The 16,785-nt window shown below is 64.6% G+C and carries 14 protein-coding genes and 1 pseudogene; 9 read left to right on the top strand and 6 right to left on the bottom strand.

From position 1 onward, the window contains the following. The first annotated feature begins 5 nt into the window (after positions 1–5). The 7 genes and pseudogenes from AC1RRJ_RS16895 (at position 6) to AC1RRJ_RS16865 (ending at position 3,770) form a co-directional block, all read left to right on the top strand. Positions 6–251 (top strand): type II toxin-antitoxin system CcdA family antitoxin, encoded by a 246-nt coding sequence (locus tag AC1RRJ_RS16895; protein WP_493124736.1) that lies wholly within the window; start codon positions 6–8, stop codon positions 249–251. Then, a complete protein-coding gene (locus AC1RRJ_RS16890) occupies positions 251–547 on the top strand; it encodes a CcdB family protein (protein WP_493124734.1) in 297 nt (98 codons plus the stop codon). The genes AC1RRJ_RS16895 and AC1RRJ_RS16890 overlap by 1 nt, the downstream gene beginning before the upstream one ends. Positions 548–549: 2 nt before the next feature. Then, complete coding sequence (gene coaBC / locus AC1RRJ_RS16885; protein WP_493124732.1) at positions 550–1,803, top strand: bifunctional phosphopantothenoylcysteine decarboxylase/phosphopantothenate--cysteine ligase CoaBC; 1,254 nt, start codon at positions 550–552, stop codon at positions 1,801–1,803. Continuing rightward, positions 1,775–2,227: pseudogene (gene dut, locus AC1RRJ_RS16880) on the top strand (dUTP diphosphatase); the annotation flags it as partial. The gene coaBC and the pseudogene dut, both read left to right, overlap by 29 nt. A 99-nt stretch (positions 2,228–2,326) precedes the next feature. Then, positions 2,327–2,668 carry a hypothetical protein gene (locus AC1RRJ_RS16875; protein WP_493124730.1) on the top strand — a complete coding sequence of 114 codons (342 nt, stop codon included), beginning with the start codon at positions 2,327–2,329 and terminating at the stop codon, positions 2,666–2,668. Continuing rightward, positions 2,665–3,417: a HesA/MoeB/ThiF family protein gene (locus AC1RRJ_RS16870; protein ID WP_493124728.1), complete on the top strand. Its 753-nt coding sequence runs from the start codon at positions 2,665–2,667 to the stop codon at positions 3,415–3,417. The genes AC1RRJ_RS16875 and AC1RRJ_RS16870 overlap by 4 nt, the downstream gene beginning before the upstream one ends. Next, positions 3,405–3,770 carry a DsrE family protein gene (locus AC1RRJ_RS16865; protein ID WP_493124975.1) on the top strand — a complete coding sequence of 122 codons (366 nt, stop codon included), beginning with the start codon at positions 3,405–3,407 and terminating at the stop codon, positions 3,768–3,770. Before AC1RRJ_RS16870 ends, AC1RRJ_RS16865 begins: the two co-directional genes overlap by 13 nt. A gap of 102 nt (positions 3,771–3,872) precedes the next feature. Here the strand turns inward: AC1RRJ_RS16865 and AC1RRJ_RS16860 are convergent, their stop codons facing one another. The 6 genes from AC1RRJ_RS16860 to AC1RRJ_RS16835 form a co-directional block, all read right to left on the bottom strand. Beyond that, positions 3,873–4,586: a class I SAM-dependent methyltransferase gene (locus tag AC1RRJ_RS16860; RefSeq protein WP_493124726.1), complete on the bottom strand. Its 714-nt coding sequence runs from the start codon at positions 4,584–4,586 to the stop codon at positions 3,873–3,875. Further along, complete coding sequence (prfB, locus tag AC1RRJ_RS16855) at positions 4,586–5,713, bottom strand: peptide chain release factor 2 (protein WP_493124724.1); 1,128 nt, start codon at positions 5,711–5,713, stop codon at positions 4,586–4,588. The genes AC1RRJ_RS16860 and prfB overlap by 1 nt, the downstream gene beginning before the upstream one ends. A gap of 89 nt (positions 5,714–5,802) precedes the next feature. Beyond that, the gene (locus AC1RRJ_RS16850) at positions 5,803–8,319 is read right to left on the bottom strand and encodes a penicillin-binding protein 1A (protein WP_493124722.1); all 2,517 of its coding nucleotides are present in this window, start codon (positions 8,317–8,319) and stop codon (positions 5,803–5,805) included. Between the two features lie 80 nt (positions 8,320–8,399). After that, the gene (locus AC1RRJ_RS16845; protein WP_493124720.1) at positions 8,400–9,545 is read right to left on the bottom strand and encodes a DSD1 family PLP-dependent enzyme; all 1,146 of its coding nucleotides are present in this window, start codon (positions 9,543–9,545) and stop codon (positions 8,400–8,402) included. After that, complete coding sequence (locus tag AC1RRJ_RS16840; protein ID WP_493124718.1) at positions 9,542–10,795, bottom strand: D-arabinono-1,4-lactone oxidase; 1,254 nt, start codon at positions 10,793–10,795, stop codon at positions 9,542–9,544. The genes AC1RRJ_RS16845 and AC1RRJ_RS16840 overlap by 4 nt, the downstream gene beginning before the upstream one ends. 166 nt (positions 10,796–10,961) lie before the next feature. Continuing rightward, a complete protein-coding gene (locus AC1RRJ_RS16835; protein WP_493124716.1) occupies positions 10,962–11,936 on the bottom strand; it encodes an N-acetylmuramoyl-L-alanine amidase family protein in 975 nt (324 codons plus the stop codon). 638 nt (positions 11,937–12,574) lie between these two features. Here AC1RRJ_RS16835 and AC1RRJ_RS16830 point away from each other — a divergent pair. Next, the gene (locus AC1RRJ_RS16830; RefSeq protein ID WP_493124714.1) at positions 12,575–15,271 is read left to right on the top strand and encodes an Rne/Rng family ribonuclease; all 2,697 of its coding nucleotides are present in this window, start codon (positions 12,575–12,577) and stop codon (positions 15,269–15,271) included. Between the two features lie 88 nt (positions 15,272–15,359). Next, positions 15,360–16,754 carry a M48 family metalloprotease gene (locus AC1RRJ_RS16825; RefSeq protein ID WP_493124973.1) on the top strand — a complete coding sequence of 465 codons (1,395 nt, stop codon included), beginning with the start codon at positions 15,360–15,362 and terminating at the stop codon, positions 16,752–16,754. The last annotated feature ends 31 nt before the right edge of the window (positions 16,755–16,785 follow it).

The following is a 16,785-nucleotide window of genomic DNA, read 5'->3' as shown; positions in this document are numbered from 1 at the left end:
TGGCGATGAATCGTGCCGCGCGATTCGAAGGTCCGAAGAAAGCGACGAATGTGTCGCTGAACGCCGAGCTGGTCGAAGAGGCCAAGCGGCTGGGGATCAATGTCAGCGAAGCATGTCAGTCGGGGCTCGCCGCGCAGGTCAAAGAAGCGCGCGAGGCGGCGTGGAAGGAAGAGAATCGCGCCGCGATCGACAGCTGGAATGACTATACGCGCCAGAATGGGCTGCCGCTCGCCAAATACCGGCTGTTCTGATGCCGCAGTTCGATGTGCACCGGAGCCGTGACGGCGATGCCCTGTTGCTTGATTGCCAGAGCGACCTGCTGGGCCATTTCGAAACGCGCTTCGTCATTCCGCTGATTCATGCACAAGCGGCGCAGAAACTTTCGCGCCTTCACCCCGTTTTCGAGATCGACGGTCAGCACCATATGATGGCGACGCAGCTGGCGTCGGCGGTGGACGCAAAAGAATTGGGTGCGTGCATCGCTTCGCTGGCCGACCGGCGCTATGACATATTAAATGCAGTCGATATGCTGCTGACAGGGGTTTAACGATGGCGGCGAAACGCATCCTGCTGATCATCGGTGGCGGTATTGCTGCCTATAAATCGATCGAGCTCGTCCGGCTGCTCCGGAAATCCGGCTATGTCGTGCGTTGTGTCATCACCCGCGCGGGCGAACAATTTGTAACGCCGCTGACCCTCGCCGCACTGTCCGAAAACAAGGTTTACACCAGCCTGTTCGACCTGAAGGACGAGGTCGAAATGGGGCATATTCAGCTCAGCCGTGAAGCCGATCTGGTCGTTGTCGCGCCAGCAACCGCTGATTTGCTGGCGAAAATGGCCACAGGAATCGCCGACGACCTCGCGACCACCCTGTTGCTCGCAACCGACAAACCTGTGCTCGCCGCACCCGCGATGAACGTGCGCATGTGGCTTCACGCCGCGACGCGCCGCAACGTCGCGACGCTGCGCGGCGACGGGGTGACGGTGATGGAGCCCGACGAGGGCGAGATGGCGTGCGGTGAATATGGTCCGGGACGCCTGCCCGAGCCCGAGGCGATCAAGACCGCGATCGATGCCGCGCTGGCCAGCCGCGAAGCATTGGCAAGCCAGCCCGATTTTGCCCCCGCCAACCATCGCCCGCTGTTCGGCCGCCGCATCCTGATCACCGCAGGGCCGACGCATGAACCGATAGACCCGGTGCGCTATATCGCCAACCGGTCGAGCGGACGTCAGGGCTTCGCCATCGCCGCCGCCGCCGCCGAAGCGGGGGCCGAGGTATTGCTGATCGCCGGCCCCGTTGAACTACCGACCCCGCCCGGGGTGATCCGCGTCGATGTCCAAACCGCACGCGAAATGGCCGACGAAGTAGAGCAAGGCCTGCCCGTCGATGCCGCAATCATGGTCGCCGCGGTCGCCGACTGGCGCGCCGCCGACACCGCGGTGCAGAAGATCAAGAAGGATGGATCGGGCGCGGTGCCGCCGCTCGCGCTCGCCGAAAATCCCGACATTCTCGCTGGCCTCGCCAAAAGCGCGAAGCGGCCGCCGCTATTGATCGGCTTTGCTGCGGAGACCAACGACGTGCTGGCGCATGCGCAGGCGAAGCTGGCGCGCAAGGGCTGCGACTGGATCGTCGCCAACGACGTCTCCGCCGACCCGATGGGCGGCGAATTGAATCGCGTCCATATCGTTACCCCCGATGGCGTCGACAGCTGGGACCGGCTGCCGAAAGACGCTGTCGCCCGCAAATTGATGGAAAAAATCGCCGATGACCTCAATGCCCGCACACCCCTTTCCCGCGATTGAAATCGCCATCCAGCGCCTGCCCAACGGCGGCGGTCTGCCCCTGCCCGCCTATGCGTCGGACGGCGCGGCGGGGATGGATGTCGTCGCGGCCGAAACGCTAACCATCCGCCCCGGGACGCGCCACGCGGTTGCGACGGGCTTCGCGATGGCGATCCCGCCGGGTTATGAGGTGCAGGTGCGCCCGCGCTCGGGCCTCGCGCTCAAACATGGCATCACCTGCCTCAATACACCCGGCACGATCGACAGCGACTATCGCGGCGAGGTGAAGGTGATTCTCGCCAACCTCGGCGACGAGGCGTTCGAGGTGAAACGCGGCGACCGCATCGCCCAGCTCGTCCCCGCCCCCGTCCAGCGCGCGATCTTTGCCGAAGTGGCGACGCTGGGCGACACCGCACGCGGCGCCGGCGGCTTCGGGTCGACCGGAGTGACGAGCGATTCGGCCGAAGACGATGCCGGCCCCATGGGCGTTGCATCGCTGGCGGCGATGCCGCTGCGGCGCCCGGGCGAATAGGGCCGGCCGCAGATGATTTTGCTGGTCGCGATCCTTGCAGCGGGCAGCCCTGCAATGCCGGTCGAGCAGCGTGTGCCGCTGCAACCCGCCCAAGCGCAAAAAATGGCGTATGTCATCGGTGAGGCCCAGATGGGCATGGAGCGTTTTTGCCCGCCCGGCCAGCATTTGCAGGTTTCGTTCGATCTGTCGCACGCGCGACGACCGGGCAAGGTCGAAGTGACCGGACCCGATTGCGCCCGCCGCGAAATGGAAGCTGTCAAACGCTGGTTCGAAACCCGGCCCGCCACCGCCTTCCTTCCCGTACGACACCAGACCCGCTTTCGTTTCCGCGTCCGGCTGGCCGGGCCGCAATGATGCTCGGCGACGCAGAACTCGACCGCTATGCCCGCCAGATTATCCTGCCGGCCTTTGGCGGCGCAGGGCAAGCAAAGCTCAAGACCAGCCATATCGCGGTGATCGGCGCGGGCGGCATCGGCTGTCCGGCGATTACCTATCTGGCCGCAGCGGGCGTCGGCAAGCTGACGATCATCGACCACGACCATGTCGAGCTCAGCAACCTGCATCGCCAGCCTTTGTTTACCGACCTCGATATTGGCGCGGCCAAGGCCGGGGTTGCGACGGCGGCGGCACGGCGAATCAACCCGCATGTCGATGCGGTTGCGGTGGTGAAGCGGCTGGACGACGCCGATGCCGAAGCCCTGCTCGCCGGCACGAACCTGATCCTCGACGGCTGCGACAATTTCGAAACCCGGCTTGCGGTCAATCGCGCATCGGTCGCGCTACACATCCCGCTGCTCAGCGCCGCAATCGGCGCATTCGACGGGCAGGTAGCGCTCTATGAGGGCTGGCGTACCGACCGTCCCTGCTATGCCTGCCTCGTCGGTAACGACCCCGACCGCGAAGGCATCAATTGCGCCGAAGCCGGGGTGATGGGCGCACTGGCCGGGATGATCGGGACGATGGCGGCACTGGAGGCGGTGCGTGCACTGACCGGCTGGGGTCAATCGCTGAGCGGGCGACTCGCAATCATCGACATGCTCGACCGGCGCTGGCGCGAAATCGGCGTCGCCAAGGATCCGGGGTGCGCGACATGCCGGGGCTGAGCATCATCGTCGCAGGCCCTGAGGGCGCGCGGCTTTATGCCGCGCTGGAGGCCGCGATGGCAGCGACGGCGCTGGGGCGCCCGGCGCGCATCTTTCTGCAGGGCGAAGCGGCGGTGCTGCTGCGCGACCCCGTCGGCTTCGTTGGTGACGCCGCGCAACGTGCGGCGGGGCATCCCGACCTCGCCGGGATGATCGCGGAAGCGATCGCGATGGAGGTTGGCCTGTTCGTGTGCCAATCGGGGATGGCGCTGGTCGGCATCACAGCGACCAGTCTGGTGCCGCAGATTCGCACCGCGGGGCTGCTCAGTTTCATGGCCGATGTGAGGTCCGAGGACCATTTTCTGGTCTATTAGATTTAATACCCGTCCCCGCGAAGGCGGGACTCCGAGCCGGCTCCTTTCCATCGCGGCTATTTCAGGACGACAATGGCCGCTGCCTACGCGGAGGCGACGAATTTACGGATTGTCGCAGACCGTGATCTGGTCGGGAGCGGGGCGCTTTCCGGTCGGAACGAAGCGGGCGAGATAGCCGCCAGCATGCTGTTTATCGTCGTAGGACACGAGCTTGTAGCCCACCGCCTCAAATTCGCAGACAAGCAGACGAAAGGGTGTGCCATGCTCGGCAATCGGCCGGTCGCCATCGACGACGATCACCTGCCCGCCCTTGCGCAGCGCCGGACGCAAGCGCCACAGGAAAGCGTAAGGCTCCCCAATCTCGTGATACATATGGACCATGAAGACGCGGTCGAAGCTGGCAGCGGGCAGGCGCGGATCGTCGACAGCGCCGAGTTTCAGCGAGACATTGTCGAGCCGTTCGCGCGCGACGCGATCGGCGAGCCGCTCGATCACCTCGGGCATGATGTCCTGCGCCAACACGCGGCCGCGCGCGCCGACGCGCGGCGCGAGGCGGACGGTATAATAACCGTCGCCCGCGCCGATGTCGGCGACGGTCATGCCCGGACGGACATCGGCCGAATCCATGACGTCATCGGCCTCGTTGACACGGTCGCGGGCTTCCTCTGTCGACCATTTGGTCGAGACAGTCGGCGCCACAGGGCGGTCGGCGGGCGGAAATTCGCGCGCGGTTTCGAGGCGGTCGCTGCTGTCGTCCCACGGCGCATCGCAGCCGCCGAGCAGCAACAGCGCCGCGAGGACCGCCGCGCGCTTCATCAGTCGATATCTTCCACTTCGACCTTTTCGCCGGTCACCTTTTGGGACAAGGCCGCTGCCATGAAGGGGTCGAGCGCGCCGTCGAGCACGTCGCCCGGCGCCGTCGAAGTGACGCCGGTGCGCAAATCCTTCACCAGCTGATAGGGCTGGAGGACATAAGAACGGATCTGGTGGCCCCAGCCGATTTCGGTCTTGGCCTGATACTCGCCCGATGCCGCTGCCTCGCGGCGTTGCAGTTCAGCCTCGTACATGCGCGCCTTCAGCATTCCCATCGCGGTCGCGCGGTTCTTGTGCTGCGAACGGTCGTTCTGGCTCGCGACGACGATACCGGTCGGGATATGGGTGATACGCACCGCCGAATCGGTCGTGTTGACGTGCTGGCCGCCCGCGCCCGAGGCGCGATAGGTATCGATCTTGAGGTCGCCTTCGTTGATCTCGATATCGATATTGTCGTCGATCACCGGATAGACCCAAACGCTGGAGAAGCTGGTGTGGCGCCGCGCCGAGCTGTCGTAGGGCGAAATGCGCACGAGCCGGTGCACGCCGCTTTCGGTCTTGGCATAGCCATAGGCATTCTCGCCCTTGACCAGCATCGTCGCCGATTTGATGCCGGCCTGTTCGCCCGCCTGATATTCGACCAGTTCGACCTTGAACCCGCGCTTTTCAGCCCAGCGGCTGTACATGCGCTGGAGCATTTCAGCCCAGTCCTGGCTTTCGGTGCCCCCGGCGCCCGCATGGACTTCGATATAGGCATCATTGGCATCGGCTTCGCCCGCGAGCAAGGCCTTGATCTTGTCCACTTCGGCGCGCGCGGCGAGAACGCCAAGCGAAGCCACAGCTTCGTCAGCCAGCGCCTCGTCGCCCTCCATCTCGGCAAGTTCGATCAGCTCGGCGGTATCGGCGCATTCCTTTTCGATAGCGCGCGTCGCGTTGATCGCCTCGTCGAGCCGGCGCCGTTCGCGCATGACCTCTTGTGCCGCCCTGGGATCATTCCACAGCGTCGGGTCCTCGACCTTGGCGTTCAGCTCGTCGAGCCGCCGCACGGCGCGGTCCCAATCGAGAAAGCGGCGCAACAGCGCCAGTGCGGCACCGATCTTGTCGATATGATCCTGCGCTTCGGCGCGCATGTCTTTGCTCCTGAAAAAATGTTGGTCATGCCCTTAGGGCTTGTCGGCCGCCAAGGAAAGAAAACTGGAAAGAAGGATATGCGGGCGGGTCAGATGATGCCGCCGCGATCCTCCAGAAAATCGCTGTCGCTACGCCGCGCCGGGCCCTGCTGGACGGGAGCGTCCTGCCGCCGGGTCGGCTTGATCGGCTTGATTTCCTCTTCGCGGATCGTCCGGCGCGGCTCGCTTTCGGGCTTGAAAGCCTCCCAGATGATCGACGCCTTGGGATCGCTGCCCGGCCAGCTGCCATAGACGCGTCGGCCCGACTGGCGGTCGATACGCACCATCCGCACGCCCTTCGGCGCCACGAAGGGAACCGGCTGGCTGTCGGCGAGCGATTCTTCGAAAAATTGCTTGAAGATCGGCGCCGCCATGCTGCCACCTTGCGCATAGCCGCCCATGTTCCGCGGCTGGTCGAACCCGACATAAACGCCCGCGACGACATTGGGGGTCCCGCCGACGAACCAGACATCGTTCGGCCCCGTGGTCGTGCCGGTCTTTCCGAACAGCGGCACGCCGAGGTCACGCAGACGCACAGCGGTGCCGCGCTGGACGACGCCTTCGAGCATATGGACGACCTGATAGGCGGTCATGGGGTCCATCAGCTGCTTGCCCGATTTGGCGAAACGCGGCATCGGCCGGCCGTCCCAATCCTTTTTGTTGCAGCCGTCGCAGGGCTTCCAATTCTTCGGAAAGATCACTTTGCCGCGGCGGTCCTGCGCATAGTCGATCACCCGCGGCTTGAGCTCGCGGCCATGGTTGGCGAGCATCGCGAAGGCATTGGTAATTTTTTCGACCGTCGTCGTGCCCGCACCAAGCGCGGTCGAGAGATAGGGCTCGTGTTTGCCGATGCCCATGGTCTTGATCGTTTCCACGATCGGTTCCATGCCGACCTGGCTCGCGGTCTTGACCGTCATCAGGTTGCGCGACTGTTCGAGGCCCCAGCGCATCGTATGTTCACCCGAACCGCCCGCGCCGCCATAGTTGCGGAAGCATTTGTTGCCGAGGCTGGCGCCCTGATAGACGCAGAAGGGTCCGTCGACGATCAGGGTCGCGGGGGTCATGCCATTGTCGAGCGCGGTCGCATAGACGAACGGCTTGATCGTCGAGCCCGGCTGGCGTTCGGCCTGCGTCGCGCGATTGAACGGCGAGAGGCGGACGTCGAAGCCGCCCTGCATCGCATAGATACGGCCCGAATGGGGGCTTTCGGCCATGAAGCCGCCCGAGACCTCGGGAATATTCTTGAGCGCATAATTGCCGCCGCCGGTCGCCTTGACCGCGATCAGGTCGCCGGGACGCATTGCCGAAAAGGCGCTGCCGCCGGTCTTGCGATAGCCCAGCGCCGCAGCGCCCGCGGGCAATGTACCGGTCGTGCCGTCGGCAAAGCCGATCTGCGCCGCACCGGGCGATTTGGAAACCACGGCGGCGATTCGCCAGCCGTCATAGTCGATGCCGATGAAGCTGGAGGCGAGACGGCTCGCCCACTGGTCGTCGGCCTCGATCCGCGCGATCGGCCCCGACCAGCCCTTGCCCGCATCATAGCGGATGAGGCCGCGGCGCAGCGCATTGGTCGCCGCGGCCTGCATTTTGGCGTCATAGGGGGTGCGCACCCAAAGGCCGCCAGCATAGACACTATGCGGGCCCTTCTCGGCCGTTTCACCAAATTCGGCAATCAGCTGGCGTCGCACCTCTTCCATATAATAGCCGCCGACCTGCGCGACCGCGCGGTTGCCGCTGTCGGTGAGCCCCAGCGGCATCGCGCGCGCGGCATCGCGCTGCGCCGCCGTGATCGCGCCATTGCTCGCCATCGAGCCGAGAACGAAATTGCGCCGCGCCAGCGCCTCGTCCGCGAAACGGGCACGACCATATTTTTCAGGCGCCTTGGGCAGGATGGCAAGAAAGGCCATTTCATGCAGCGCGAGCTGGTCGACATCCTTGTCGAAATAGGCCCGCGCCGCGGCCTGGACGCCGAAGCTGCGGCGGCCGAGCGGAATTTCGTTGAGGTAGAGTTCGAGAATCTGTTCCTTGGTCAGCGCATTTTCGATGCGCATCGCGAGAATCGCCTCACGAACCTTGCGGCGATAGCTGAGTTCGTTGGTGAGCAGCAGATTCTTTGCCACCTGCTGGGTGATCGTGGACGCGCCGACCGGCCGGCCGCTGTTGGTCACATTGGTGATGATCGCGCTCGCGATACCCGGATAGTCGATCCCGCCATGACTGAAGAAGGTCTTGTCCTCGGCCGAGAGGAAGGCATTGACCAGCGTCTTGGGATATTCGCTGTAGTCGAGCTGGACGCGGCGTTCGCGGGCATAGGCATGCACCGGCTTGCCCTCCGCATCGCGAACCATTGTCGGCAGCGGCGGTTCGTAATCGCGCAGCTGATCGACCGAAGGCAGGTCGCGCGCGAAAATCAGCCAGATCAGAAAGAGGCCAAGCAGGCCCGAAAGCGCCAGATAGCCGAACCATCGGAACCAGCGCCGGGTCCACATGTCGCGGAACCAGCCAAGGACGGCATTGCTGTCGCGGCGCAGGCGCAAGCGGAAATCGGGCGGACTGTCGGCGACCATATGTCCAAGCCTCTATCGCCTGTATCGCCGAAAGGGAAGATGGTTGCGGTGGGCGGCACAACTCCCCCCGGCTGGACGCGTCAGCGCGACCGGCCGCGCGCGCTGACCGGCCAGATCGCAACCAGCGTGTCGGCAGCGACGACATGGTAGTGATCGTAGAGATTCACTGTCGGGTCGCAGTGCGGCACAGTCAGACTCACCGGATCACCGGGTTGCAGCCGGGTCCCGATATCGGGCGCGATCAGCGCCGCATGTTCGTCGCCCATGAAGGCAAAAAAGGCTGTTTCAGGCGCGCCGCGCTGGACCACCGCCACCCCGCCATCGGTCGACAGCGATTTGAAACCGGCGTCAATGGTGACGAGGCCCGAATGATTCGCGCTGACAACGCGCGCATCGACCGCGAGCGACACTTCGAACGGCGCCTCGCCGCCGCCGGTCAGGTCGCAGTCGAGATACTGCTTGTCCATGAACACGTAGGAGCCCGCCTGAAGTTCGGTGAAGGTCCCGAGTTCAAGGTCGATATGGTGCGTCCCGGTGCCCGATCCGGTGACGATCGACGGCGCGAACCCGGCAGCAGTCAGCGCCGCGATGATCTCATTCAAATAGGCGGTGCGCTCTACGATGGCGGCACGGCGTTCGGCATAATCCTCGATATGCTGCTGCGACCCGCAGTAAAATTGGACGCCCTGATAGCGGAGGCGCGGCGCGGCCGCGATCGCCTGCGCCAGCGCGACAGCCGCTGCGGCCGAAGCCACACCGGTGCGCGCAATGCCGGGGTCAATGTCGATGATGACGTCAAGCCGCACATCGGCCGCTGCCAGCGCCGCGTCGATTCGCGCCGCGACCTGCGGATGATCAACCACCGCCATCAGGCCGCGCGCGCGCTTTGCCAGCAACGCGAGCCGCTCGATCGCACGCGGCGCGGCGACGGGCGAAGTGATCAATATCCCCGCAATGCCACCATCGGCCAGCACCTCCGCCTCACCGATCTTGGCGCAGCAAACGCCAACCGAACCCGCCACAATCTGGCGCTTCGCGATATCGACGCTTTTGTGCGTCTTGGCATGGGGGCGCAGCCGGACACCCCGCTCCGCCACAAGGCGCGCCATCCGGGCAATATTGCGGTCGACTGCATCGACATCGAGCACCAGCGCCGGGGTATTGAGGTCGGCGCGGCTCCCCTGCCGGCCGATCAGATGGTTATGCAGCGTCAAATCGTCACTCATGAAAACAACGCCTCGAGATGGGGATTGAGGAATTTTCCGGCCGGATCGGCGGCGCGGCGAACCGCGCGATAGCGTTCGGCCATCGGGTAGAGGGTGTCAACATCGGCGCGGGTCAGCGTGTGGCGCTTGGCCCAATGCGGACGCCCGCGATGGGCGCGGAAAATCGCCTCGGCGTCAGTGAACAGCTGTTGCCACGGCATCTTGTTATACTGGTGCATCGAAATGGCGGCAACGGGCCCCGCGTTCATTGGGCTCATCCAGATATCGTCCGCCGCGACGGTGCGATATTCGAAAGGAAAAGTCACCGGCAGGCGGCCGCGCCGGATCCAGTTGATCACTTCGTCGAGCGCCGCGAGCCCCGCCGCGCGCGGCACTTCATATTCCATCTCCTCGAACCGCGCGGTGCGTTCGGAAGGAAAGACATTGTGTGCGGGGCCGCTGCGTTCGCCCTCGATGCGGGTGCGCATCATCGCCCGCTGGAGCCAGGGAGTGAGCGCGGGCGCCTTGGCCGCAATGTCGAGCACGCGACGAAAGGCGGTTTCCTCGATATCGGTGGAGGTCGGCGGTGGATCGCAGGGATCGGTCGGGGTGAGCGTCTTCAAAATCACCTGGTCGCTGTGCGGAAAGAGCCAGAATTCGATATGCCGATGCTGGTCGGCAAGCTCGTCATAACATTCGCGGATCTCAGCCCACGGCCGCCTTTCGAGCCGTTCAGCAAGATAATAGGCGGGGACCACCGCGGTTTCGATCTCCGTCGCGACCCCGAACAGGCCGAGCGACAGGCGCTGTGCTTCGAACAAATCGGGGTTGGTCCGGGCGTCGCACCAGCGCGCCTCGCCGTCGGCGCCGATCAGCTGATATCCCGTAGCGAAGGTCGCGAGCGACCCCAGCGCCGCCCCCGTCCCATGGGTACCGGTCGCCATTGCGCCCGCCAGTGACTGCGGATTGACGTCACCCTGATTGGCGAGCGCCAGGCCCTCGTCCCACAGCGCTGCCGTCAGTTGCTTGATGCTCCACCCGGCAGGAATGCGTGCAGTACGGCGATCGGCGGCGATCGTGATGCCGCCGGGCAGATCGTCGAGGCTGACGATCGTATCGTCTGATTCGCACAAAGGCATGAAACTGTGTCCGGCCCCTGTGGCGCGCACCTTTCGTGCGCCGCGGATCAGCCCCGCCAATTCCTCTTCACTTCGCGGGCGGGCGACCCGTGCCGTGGCCTCGACACTCCCCGACCAATTGCTCCAACGCATATAATCCACTCTCCTTCGTCGCCCACAAGCCTACGCGTGGGTGGATGAAGAAAGATAGTCAAGACTATACTATTTCGAATCGTCGCAAATCGGGAAAATCGCGCCGCGCCAGCATGGGAAAGGCGCGCCCGCAGCGCTCCCGTTCCCGGCAAAACGCAGAGGCGGCCTAACGCGCCGCGATCCGCCTTGCAAAATGGACTTGCACCGCTTCGCGTACGCCGCGCGCCACCTTTTTCTGTCCCGCCGGCGACGCGAGAAATTCGCCATCTTCCTTGTTCGAAATAAAGCCGGTTTCGAACAGAATAGACGGCGTGTCGGGTGCCTTGAGCACGACGAACGAGGCGAAGCGATGCGCGGTGGTGCGGAATGTGACCGCATCCGCAGCCTCGCGCTGTAGCAAGCGGGCGAAATCGGAGGCGCGATTCATCGTTTCGCGCTGGGTGAGGTCGAGGAGGATCGACGACACCTCGCTGCTGTGCGCGCCCAGATCGACGCCATTGATGATATTCGCCCGATTCTCGCGCGCCGCGATCCGCGCCGCTTCGCGGTCGGAGGCGGTTTCGGACAAGGTATAGATGGACGCGCCGCGCGCCTCTTCATTCTCTGCTGCATCGGCGTGAATCGAAAGGAACAGGTCGGCCTGGAGCCGCCGCGCTATGCCCGAACGTTCCTCGAGCAGAAGATAGCGGTCATCAGAACGGGTGAGCGCAACGCGGACGCGGCCTGACGCGACCAGGTCATCGCGAATCGCACGAGCGAGCGCCAGCGTGATGTCCTTTTCGCGCTTGCCACTATGCGGCGACAGCGCACCCGGATCGTGCCCGCCATGGCCCGCATCGATCACGACCAGCGGCAGTCGCGTGTCGCCGGGGCCCTCGATCCTCGGCAGCGACAACGCTGGCTTCGCGCGGCCGATCGGAACCGTGACGCTATAACGTTTTTCGGGCGGTTTGGCGCGAAACCGCACCGGCGGCGGGCGCTCGATGCGAAGACGGGCGGCGAAGCGTCCCGAATCATGGAGCGCGACCGCGTCTACGGGTCCCGCGAGCGCCGCTGCGGGGTGGGACATCATCGCCATCAGGACGAGCAGCAGGCTCATGCCGCCTCTATGCCGCTGCCGCCGGGCAATGGTCCAGCGCATAATCAGAAACAGCCCGTGCGCGGCTGCAGAGCATAATGAAATCATCCTTGAATGTAGCCGGTCATATCACCCCAAAGCGGCAAGTCTCACGGGCGATCCGGCATGGCTGACGGTGCGCGCTTCTTGCAACACCCGTGGTACAACCCATCTTTGTACGGTGGTTGTGGTTGCCGTCGGGAGATGCCGATGCTAGCACGGCCTCCACTGGCGGTGTCGTTCCCGGCGCCGTCCGGCCTTTTGAGGGGAAGGCCTGACCCGCGAATCTGCGGATCATGGCTGCCCTGGTGCCGGACACGCGGGGAATGGCGATGTGCCACCAGTCCACCCGGTTGACCGGACAGTCGGGGCGTTCGCCTTACGCCCGCCCTGCCCGCCCGCTCATCCCGTAACAGGTTGATGCCGCATGTGGCTTGCCATGCTCTCTTCACTCCGCGACGCGGGCGCTTTCGCCCCGGCCGTCGCTGGACGTGAAGACCGCATGCGCGGACCGGACCATCACGCAGATATGCGTGGCCGGACGCAGCCAGGACGCGGCAATAACGTCTTTTTTCGTTTCACCCTTTTCCGCCGCGACCGCTGCTCAAAGGCGTTTGCGGGATTTTTAACTGGCGCGCCACGGCGCGCTTGGAGTGTTTATAATGACCACGCGCATGTTGATCGACGCGCGGCACCGGGAAGAAACCCGGGTCGCCGTCACCAAGGGAAACCGCATCGAGGAGTTTGATTTCGAGTCCGCCGAGCATAAGCAGCTCAAGGGCAATATCTATCTGGCCAAAGTAACCCGCGTCGAACCGTCGCTGCAGGCGGCGTTCGTCGAATATGGCGGCAACCGCCACGGGTTCTTGGCGTTCAGCGAAATCCACCCCGATTATTACCAGATTCCGAAGGAAGACCGCGAAGCATTGCTGCGCGAAGAGGCCGAGCATGCTGCAGCCGCAGCCCAGCGCGCCGAGGAAGACCTCGACGAGCTGGAAGGCGATGTCGCCGACGTCGAATATCATGACGAAGACGAAAATGGCGACGCCCGCGCCGATCGCGATGACGATCATGACGACCGGCACGACGGCGACGACCATGGAGATTCTGAAAATGGCGACACCGAAGAGGGTGCCGAAGGATCGGAAGAAGGTTCAGAAGGAACCGGGGACGACCGCGGCGACCGCCGGGGCCGTGGACGCGGCCGTGGCAATAACCGCAAGGGCGGTGGACGCGGGCGCGGACGCCGCGACGACGACGATGGTGAAAACCGCATGTCGCTGCGCCGCCGCTACAAGATTCAGGACGTTATCCGTCGTCGCCAGGTGATGCTGGTCCAGGTCGTCAAGGAAGAACGTGGCAACAAGGGCGCCGCGCTGACCACCTATTTGTCGCTGGCCGGCCGCTATTGCGTGCTGATGCCGAACACGATGCACGGCGGCGGGATCAGCCGCAAGATTTCGAACGGCGCCGATCGCCGCAAGCTGAAGGCGATGGTCGACGAGCTCAACCTGCCGCCGACGATGGGCTGCATCGTCCGCACCGCCGGCATGGCGCGCACCAAGGTCGAGATCAAACGCGACTTCGACTATCTCGCCCGCGTCTGGGACGAGATTCGCGAAAAGACGCTCGAATCGAGCGCCCCGGCGCTGATCCATTCGGACAGCGACCTGGTGAAGCGCGCGATTCGCGATATTTATCACAAGGATATCGAGGAAGTCCTCGTCGAGGGCGACGAGGGTTACAAGGCCGCCAAGCAATTCATGAAGTTGCTGATGCCGAGCCATGCGCGGCGCGTGAAGCAATATGCCGACCCGGTCTCGCTCTATCAGCGTTACGGCGTCGAGGATCAGCTGGCCGGGATGCTCAATCCTGTCGTCCAGCTGAAATCGGGCGGTTATCTGGTGATCAACCCGACCGAAGCCCTGGTGTCGATCGACATCAACTCGGGCAGGTCGACGCGCGAGCATAATATCGAACAGACTGCGGTCAGCACCAATTTGGAAGCCGCGCACGAAATCGCGCGCCAGTTGCGCCTGCGCGACATGGCCGGGCTGGTCGTGATCGACTTCATCGACATGGATCATGGCTCGAACGTCCGCAAGGTCGAGCGCGCGATGAAGGATGCGCTGAAGAACGACCGCGCGCGCATCCAGATCGGCCGCATTTCAGGCTTTGGCCTGATGGAGATGAGCCGTCAGCGCCTGCGCACCGGCGTGCTCGAAGCCTCGACGCGCCCGTGCCCGCATTGCGAAGGCACCGGCCTCGTCCGCACCGCTTCGTCAGCAGGCCTCAGCGCGCTGCGCCTGATCGAGGAGGAAGCCGCACGCGGCAAGGGTAGCCGGATCACGTTGCGCGCGAGCCAGGAAGCGACTTTCTACCTCCTCAACGAAAAGCGCCGCGAGCTGCGCGAGATCGAGGAACTCTACGGCGTGACGGTCGAAATCCTGCCCGACGGCGAGACCGAGGGCGCACGCATGGCGGTCGAGGTCAGCGGTCCGCCGCCGGTCGCGCGCCGCAGCTTCGCCCCGATCGCCCCGATCGAAGATGATGAGGACGAGGAATTCTTCGACGAGGAAGAAGAAGAAACCGAAGCCGAAGCCGAAGAGGCTGCCGAACGCCCCGCCCGCCAGCCGCGTGAAGCGCGCGAGGAAAGCGAAACCGATGGCGAAGGCCGCAAGCGCCGCCGTCGTCGTCGCCGTGGCCGCCGCGGTCGCCGCGACGAGGATGGCAATGAAATCGCCGAAGGCAGCGATGCCGAGAGCGAAGGCGATGCTGAGGGTGTCGAAGGCGAAACCGCCGAGGCCGCTCCGGCCGAGACGGATGCCGAGGGCGAAGCCGAAGTGGTGGAAGCCGAAGCCAAGCCGCGTCGCCGCCGTGGTGGCCGCGGTCGCAAGCCGAAGACCGACGCTGGCGAAGCTGGCACCGAAGTCGAGGCCCTCGAGCCCGAGGCCGGGGTTGAGGTCGAAGCCGCTGCACCGGTAGAAGCCGAAGCCGCCGAACCGGTCAGCGAAGAAGCGCCCGCCGACAAGCCGAAGCGCAAGCGTGCACCGCGCAAGACCAAGGCCGACACCGCCAAGGCCGAAGCTGAAGCGGTCGCCGAAGAAGCACCCGTCGCGGTCGAAGCCGAAGCGGCCGCCGAAGCCGTCGAAGCCGCGCCCGAAGAAGCCCCGGCCAAGCCCGCACCCAAGAAGCGCGCCAGCCGCGCCAAAAAAGCCGTGGCCGCTGAAGCCGCGCCCGAAGCCGCCGTCGAACGCGAAGCCGAACCGGCGAACGTCGATGGCGATGCTGAAGGCGAAGGCATCGGTCCCGACGGCGAACCGCGCCGTGGCTGGTGGCAGCGTACTTTCGGAAATTAAGCCAAACCTTGCTTCCGCGCGTTCTGAACCCCACAAAGCCCCTATGGCTTCAGTCGGGGTTCAGGCGCGCGGCGCAAGACAGCGGGAGATGATTTCTCCCCCACCATCTATCGCGCGCCGGACGAGCGTGTTTTTCCGCATCACCCTGACTTTACTGGCGATGCTCGCGATTGCGTTGCGCCCGGCCATGGCGCAATCGATCCTGCGCGACGCCGAAACCGAAGTCTTGTTACAGGATATGATGGACCCGCTAACCGAGGCGGCGGGGCTCCAGCGCGGCCAGGTCCGCGTCCACCTGCTCGGCGACCCCAGCATCAACGCCTTTGTCGCCGGCAGCCAGGATATTTATGTCTTCAGCGGGCTGATCGAGGCCGCCGACAGCGCCGAAGAGGTGCAGGGGGTGCTCGCCCACGAACTGGGCCATGTAATGGGCGGCCATGCGATCCGCGTCAACGAGGGCGCCAAGACCGCAACCGGCATCTCGCTGCTCAGCCTGCTGCTGGGCGCCGCGGCGATTGCCGCGGGCGCGGGCGAGGCCGGCATGGGCGTCATGATGGCGGGCCAACAGGCCGCGCTCGGAAAATTCCTCGCCTTTACCCGCGTCCAGGAATCGACCGCCGACGCTGCGGGCTCACAATATCTTTCAAAAGCCGGGATCAGCGGCCGCGGCAGCCTGGCCTTTTTCAAGAAATTGCAGAATCTGGAATTTCGTTACGGGGTCAAACAGGACGATGATCAGGCCTATGGCCGCACCCACCCGATGTCGGGCGACCGCATTCAGGCACTGCGCGAGGTCTATGTCATCGATCCGGCGTGGACCAAGCCCGCCGACCCCGAAATCGAAAAGCGATTCCAGCGCGTGAAGGCCAAGCTTTCGGGTTTCATGGCCGACCCCGATCGGACGCTGCGCAAATTCCCCGAGAGCAACAGCAGCGTCCCGGCGCGCTATGCCCGCGCCTATGCCTGGCATAGGAGCGCCTATCCGCAAAAGGCGCTGACCGAGGTCGAAGGGCTGCTCGCGACCAATCCGAACGACCCCTATTTCCTCGAACTCGAAGGCCAGATCCTGCTCGAATCCGGGCGCCCCAAGGAAGCCATTCCGGCGCTGCGCAAGGCGGTGACGATTTCGCGGTCGCAGCCACTGATCAGCGCGACGCTGGGCCATGCGCTGATCGCGACTGAAGACCCCGCCAATTTTGCGGAGGCCGAAGAGGTGCTCAAGACCGCGGTCGCGCTCGACAACCAGAACCCCTTCGCTTGGTATCAGCTTGGCATCGTCTATGCGAACAAGGGCGATCAACCGCGCGCCGCGCTCGCCTCGGCCGAACGCTACCAACTCATGGGTGGACAGGCGTCACTTGCACTGCGTAATGCCGAAACCGCGATGCAGGGCCTGCCCGAGGGGTCGCCCGACTGGATTCGTGCACAGGATATTTCGTTGGTCGCTCGCGTCGAAGTGGAACGCGAGCGCAAACGGCGTTAGATTCAAGCAGAATACGGAACAGGCATCGCAA

The organism is Sphingopyxis sp. GW821-FHT12C06, from assembly GCF_058807415.1.
The sequence above is the reverse complement of the archived record's forward strand: the minus strand, read 5'-3'. Positions and strand labels throughout refer to the sequence as shown.

Bases quoted from the DNA above. Each gene is read 5' to 3' on its own strand.
- AC1RRJ_RS16895 (WP_493124736.1), top strand. From the start codon at position 6: ATGAATCGTGCCGCGCGATTCGAAGGTCCGAAGAAAGCGACGAATGTG.
- AC1RRJ_RS16875 (WP_493124730.1), top strand. From the start codon at position 2,327: ATGATTTTGCTGGTCGCGATCCTTGCAGCGGGCAGCCCTGCAATGCCG.
- AC1RRJ_RS16835 (WP_493124716.1), bottom strand. From the start codon at position 11,936: ATGCGCTGGACCATTGCCCGGCGGCAGCGGCATAGAGGCGGCATGAGC.
- AC1RRJ_RS16870 (WP_493124728.1), top strand. From the start codon at position 2,665: ATGATGCTCGGCGACGCAGAACTCGACCGCTATGCCCGCCAGATTATC.
- AC1RRJ_RS16850 (WP_493124722.1), bottom strand. From the start codon at position 8,319: ATGGTCGCCGACAGTCCGCCCGATTTCCGCTTGCGCCTGCGCCGCGAC.
- coaBC (WP_493124732.1), top strand. From the start codon at position 550: ATGGCGGCGAAACGCATCCTGCTGATCATCGGTGGCGGTATTGCTGCC.
- AC1RRJ_RS16860 (WP_493124726.1), bottom strand. From the start codon at position 4,586: ATGAAGCGCGCGGCGGTCCTCGCGGCGCTGTTGCTGCTCGGCGGCTGC.
- AC1RRJ_RS16865 (WP_493124975.1), top strand. From the start codon at position 3,405: ATGCCGGGGCTGAGCATCATCGTCGCAGGCCCTGAGGGCGCGCGGCTT.
- prfB (WP_493124724.1), bottom strand. From the start codon at position 5,713: ATGCGCGCCGAAGCGCAGGATCATATCGACAAGATCGGTGCCGCACTG.
- AC1RRJ_RS16830 (WP_493124714.1), top strand. From the start codon at position 12,575: ATGACCACGCGCATGTTGATCGACGCGCGGCACCGGGAAGAAACCCGG.
- AC1RRJ_RS16825 (WP_493124973.1), top strand. From the start codon at position 15,360: ATGATTTCTCCCCCACCATCTATCGCGCGCCGGACGAGCGTGTTTTTC.
- AC1RRJ_RS16890 (WP_493124734.1), top strand. From the start codon at position 251: ATGCCGCAGTTCGATGTGCACCGGAGCCGTGACGGCGATGCCCTGTTG.
- AC1RRJ_RS16845 (WP_493124720.1), bottom strand. From the start codon at position 9,545: ATGAGTGACGATTTGACGCTGCATAACCATCTGATCGGCCGGCAGGGG.
- AC1RRJ_RS16840 (WP_493124718.1), bottom strand. From the start codon at position 10,795: ATGCGTTGGAGCAATTGGTCGGGGAGTGTCGAGGCCACGGCACGGGTC.